The organism is Achromobacter sp. 1014246743 (assembly GCF_059760725.1).
Map to the genome: position 1 here is coordinate 1 of NZ_JCBANA010000131.1, position 5,290 is coordinate 5,290.

Annotated in this window: 3 protein-coding genes; 2 read left to right on the plus strand and 1 reads right to left on the minus strand. The window is 67.0% G+C overall.

Annotated elements, in window-relative coordinates; all coding sequences use genetic code 11:
• Positions 1–264 precede the first annotated feature (264 nt).
• Entirely contained in the window at positions 265–2,586 is a 2,322-nt protein-coding gene (locus AC6LJ2_RS29820; protein WP_263910476.1) for an HD domain-containing protein, read from the plus strand.
• A gap of 82 nt (positions 2,587–2,668) precedes the next feature.
• On the opposite strand, the gene AC6LJ2_RS29825 is transcribed toward AC6LJ2_RS29820, so the two are convergent.
• Positions 2,669–3,982: an MFS transporter gene (locus tag AC6LJ2_RS29825; RefSeq protein ID WP_025137112.1), complete on the minus strand. Its 1,314-nt coding sequence runs from the start codon at positions 3,980–3,982 to the stop codon at positions 2,669–2,671.
• A 122-nt stretch (positions 3,983–4,104) separates the two neighbouring features.
• On the opposite strand from AC6LJ2_RS29825, the gene argE reads away from it, so the two are divergent.
• A complete protein-coding gene (gene argE, locus AC6LJ2_RS29830) occupies positions 4,105–5,256 on the plus strand; it encodes an acetylornithine deacetylase (protein ID WP_263910477.1) in 1,152 nt (383 codons plus the stop codon).
• Positions 5,257–5,290 lie beyond the last annotated feature (34 nt).

Genomic DNA, 5,290 nt, shown 5'->3' on the forward strand with positions numbered 1-5,290 from the left:
GGCTAGGCGCGGCCGCCGCCGCGTGGCTGTGCCACGCAAGGTGAGCGCAACGACGCCTGGCGACCGATTACTGGCCTGCCCGAAGGGTGAGTACCCAAATGAGTGCCTCTCAGCGTTGCGAATGCTCGCCGTGGTGCCGCCACGACTGCGCTTCGCGCCTTGATAGCCACTCATTTGGGTACTCATGCGAGGATCCTTTTAGTGTTAGCAGGCCCTAGTGTAGAGTGTCGGAATCTTCCATTCCCGCCCTGCAATACGTCCGCGATGTCCACCCCGCCTGTACCCGACGCGCCTTTGCCTTTCGACGCTGCCTGGCGACAGGAGGCGGGTTCAGGCCTCGACGCCGACGGCCTTGCGCTTATCGACCAGGCGGTGGCCTGGTCGGTTCCCCGCTTCGAGGGGCAGCAGGCCCTGACGGGCGAGCCGCTGGCCTCGCACGGCGCCGGCGTCGTGCGCATCCTGGCGGCCCTGCATACCGACGCGGCGACCCGCGCCGCGGCCTTGCTGGCCGCCTTGCCCACCGACTTGACCGTGCCGGCGCCCCCCTTGCGCAACGATCCGGTCGCGGCCGCCTTTGGCGCCGAAGTCGCCCGGCTGGTACAGGGTACCCGCGCCCTGCTGCGCCTGGGCGTGGTGGCCCGCCAGGCCAGCGATGCCGAAGCCGAAAGCGGCAGCCAGAAAGAGATGCAGCGCAAGATGCTGCTGGCCATGGCGGCCGACCTGCGCATCGTGCTGATGCGCCTGGCGTCCCGCTTGCAGACCCTGCGCTGGCACGCCGAAAGCAAGACCCCGTGCTCGACCGCCTTCGCCCGCGAGACCCTGGACCTGTACGCGCCCCTGGCCAACCGGCTGGGCATCTGGCAGATCAAGTGGGAAATGGAAGACCTTGCGTTCCGCTTCCTCGAGCCGGACAAGTACAAGCAGATCGCGCGCCTGCTCGAAGAAAAGCGTGTCGAACGCGAGGCCTTCATTGCCGGCGCCATCGAACGCCTGCAAGCCGCCCTGGCCAGGCATGGCATCGAGGCCGAAGTCAGCGGCCGGCCCAAGCACATCTACAGCATCTGGAACAAGATGCGGGTCAAGCGGCTGGACTTTGCGCAGATGTACGACCTGCGCGCGCTGCGCATCATCGTGGACGACGTGCGCGCCTGCTACACGGCGCTGGGCATGGTGCACGAGATGTGGACGCCGCTGTCCAACGAATTCGACGACTACATTTCGCGGCCCAAGCCCAACGGCTACCGGTCGCTGCATACCGTGGTGGCCGACGACGACGGCCGCCCGTTCGAGGTGCAGATCCGCACCCGCGAGATGCATCAGTTTGCCGAATACGGCATGGCTGCGCACTGGCGCTACAAAGAGGCCGGCGCCAAGGGCGGCCAGGTGGCCGCGTCCAGCGAATACGATCGGCAACTGGCCTGGATGCGCCAGTTGCTCGCCTGGAACAGCGATGTCGAATCCGGCGATGCGCCGGCGGCTGACGGCGCCGACTCGGCCAAGGCCGACGCCGCCAAGCCGGACGCAGGCAAGCCGGCGTCCGGCCGGGGCGCTGGCGGCAAGGGCCGCCATGCGGCCACCGAGCCCGCGCCGTCGGATGAGCGCATCTACGTGCTGACCCCGCAGGCCCGCGTGATCGAACTGCCCGCCGGCGCCACCCCGGTCGACTTCGCCTACCACTTGCACACCGACCTGGGCCACCGCTGCCGCGGCGCCCGTGTCGACGGCCAGATGGTGCCGTTGCAGACGCGTCTGGCCACCGGCCAGACGGTCGAGATCATCTCGGCCAAGTCCGGCGGCCCCTCGCGCGACTGGCTCAATCCGCAACTGGGATTCCTGGCCAGCCCGCGCGCCCGCGCCAAGGTGCGCATGTGGTTCAACGCCATCGAACTGCAGCAGCGCATCACCCAGGGCCAGGCGCTGGTCGAAAAGGAATTGCAACGGCTGGGCAAGACCGCCGTCAACCTGGAACAGCTGGCGCAGAACCTGGGCTTCGCCCGGGCGGATGACCTGTACGTCGCGGCCGCCAAGGAAGAGTTCAGCCTGCGCCAGATCGACGCCGTGTTCCAGGCGCCGGCCCCCGTCGTCGAGCCGCAGCCGGCAGCCTTGCGCCACGCCAGCGCGGGCAGTGCCGAGAAAAGCGGCAAGAGCGGCGTGCTGGTGGTGGGCGTGGGCTCGCTGCTCACGCAGCTGGCGCGCTGCTGCCGCCCCGCGCCGCCCGATGCCATTGCCGGCTTCGTCACCCGCGGTCGCGGCGTGTCGATCCACCGCAGCGATTGCCACAGTTACCTGGCGCTGGCCGCGCGCGAGCCCGAACGGGTGATCGAAGTGGCATGGGGTGACACCCCGGCGGACACGTTCTACCCCGTCGATATCAGCGTGCGCGCGCACGACCGCTCAGGCCTCTTGCGGGACCTGTCCGAAGTCTTTGCGCGCTTGCGCCTGAACGTGGTGGGCGTGAACACGCAGAGCCGGCAGTCGCTGGCCCACATGGTGTTCACGGTGGAAGTGCGCGGCGGCGAATCGCTGGCCCGCGCGCTGGATGCGCTGGCCGAGGTGCCGGGCGTGTCGTCGGCGGTGCGCCGCTAGCGGGTCGGAACCGGCCAGGCCGATCGCCCTGGCCGGTCGCAGCGCCCCGCAACCCGCAGGTTGCGAAGCGCCCGCCGCCGTATCAATGATCCAACCGTTCGTGCGCGCGGTCGCGCATGTAGAACGACGCCACCAGGCCCAGCGCCACCCCGAACATCACGTAGTAGGCGGGGGCCATCGGCGAACCGGTGGTCTTGATCAACCAGGTCACGATGAACTGCGCGAAGCCGCCGAAGATCATCACGGCCACGTTATAGGCCAGCGACAGGCCCACCGAGCGCACCCGTGCCGGGAACAGCTCGGCCATCACCGTGCTGAACACGCCGAAGAAGGCGGACACGAAGAAGCACACCACGATCTGCACCGTCAGCAGGCGGGCGATCGACGGGGCGTCCGACAGCCAGTAGTAGAGCGGGTACAGCACCACCAGGTAGCCGATCAGCGAGCCGATCACGATCGGGCGGCGGCCGACGCGGTCGGACCAGGCGCCCATGAACGGCGTCAGCAGCACCATCAGCGCGGCGCCGGCCATCTGCACCAGGAAGGTCTGGTTCAGCGGCAGTTTCAGGATCTGGGTCGAATAGGTCACCAGGTACGTGAAGGTGATGTAGATCGACACCGTTGCCGTCACCACCAGGCCCACGCCGATCAGCGTTTCGCGGGTGTGCGTGCGCACCATGTCCACCAGGCTCAGGCGTTGCACCTCGCCGCGTGCGGCGGCCTGGCGCTCTTCTTCCTTCATTTGCTTGAAGGCGTCGGTTTCGTCGATGTTGCGGCGGATATAGATCGCGATCGGCACAATCACCAGGCCGAATGCGAACGGCAGGCGCCAGGCCCACGCGGCGATCTGTTCCTGGGTGAAGAACTCGGTGATCAGCGTGCCGCAGGCGGCGCCGATCAGCAGGGCCAGCATCTGGCCGGCCATCTGCCACGAACCATAGAAGCCGCGCTTGCCGTTGGGCGCCATTTCGATCAGCAGGGCCGTCGAGGTGCCGAATTCACCGCCGGCCGAAAAGCCCTGCAGCAGTCGCGCGATCAGGATGAAGATGGGCGCCAGGATGCCGGCGGCGTGGTAGGTGGGCGCTACGGTGATCAGCGCAATCGACACCGCCATCAGCGAGGTCACCAGCACCATGGCGGCTTTGCGGCCCTTCTTGTCGCCATACATGCCAAGGATGATGCCGCCGACCGGACGCATGAAGAAGCCGACGCCGAAGATCGCCGTGGTCATCAGGATCGCGTTCAGCTCGCTGCCGGGCACGCTGGGGTCCGTCGGGAAGAACAGCTTCGAGATGATCGGCGTCATGAACGCGAACACCAGGAAGTCATACCATTCGAGGGCGTTGCCGATGACTGCCGCCACGATATTGCGCGTGGGAACTGCTTTGTGCTGCACGGTTTCTCCTTGGGGGGCTTTTGCTTGAAGGGCGACATTCTATGCCCTGGTTCGCCGATGGGGGCCAGGACGCCGCGGCGTCCTGGCTTTACACTTCTCTTTTTCCCCAAGAGAGTTGCTACATGAACGCGCGCACCTGGCTGGAGACGCTGGTTGGTTTTGACACCACCAGCCGCAATTCCAATCTTGCCCTCATCGAAACCGTCCGCGATTGGCTCAAGGGCCAGGGTATCGATGCGTGGCTGGCGCACAATCCGGAGCGCACCAAGGCCAACCTGTTCGCCACGCTGCCGGCGCAAGACGGCGGCCTGCAAGGCGGCATCGTGCTGTCGGGCCACACCGACGTGGTGCCGGTCGATGGCCAGGACTGGGCCACCGACCCCTTCAAACTGATCGAAAAGGACGGCCTGCTCTATGGCCGCGGCAGTTGCGACATGAAGGGCTTCATCGCGGGTTCGCTGGCGCTGGTGCCGGAATTCCTGGCCATGCCGCGCAAAAAGCCCATCCACCTGGCGTTCTCGTACGACGAAGAAGTCGGCTGCGCCGGCGCGCCCTACATGCTGGCCGACCTGCACGATCGCGGTATCCGCCCCGAAGGTTGCGTGGTGGGTGAACCCACCGGCATGCAGGTGGTGGTGGCGCACAAGGGCATCAACCTGTTCCGCTGCAAAGTGCACGGCAAGGCGGCCCATTCGTCGCTGACCCCGCGCGGCTGCAACGCCATCGAATACGCCGCCCGCCTGATCTGCCGCATCCGCGACCTGGCCGACAGCTTCAAGGCCAACGGCCCGTACGATCAGTTCTACGACGTGCCGTTCTCCACCATGACCACCAACCAGATTCGCGGCGGCATCGCGGTCAACACCATTCCCGAACTGTGCGAATTCACCTACGAATTCCGCAACCTGCCGGGCATGCAGCCGGACGAGATCCAGGCAGAAGTCGAAAAATACGTGCGTGATGAGCTCCTGCCGCGCATGAAGGCCGAATTCGACGGCGCCAGCATCGAGATCGAGACGGGCGCGGCCGCGCCCGCCCTGGAAGCTTCCGAGGAAGCTGCCATCACCCAGCTGGTGCGCGCCCTGACCGAAGACCGCGCCACCCGCAAGGTGGCCTACGGCACCGAAGCCGGCCTGTTCCAGGGCATCGGCATTCCTACGGTGGTCTGCGGCCCCGGCCATATCGAACAGGCCCACAAGCCCAACGAGTTCGTCGCGCTGGATCAACTGGCGTCGTGCGAAACCTTCCTGCGCCGCCTGGGGCAGTCGCTCTGAGGCGCCGGGCGGCGGCGGGGCGCGTCCCCGCCAC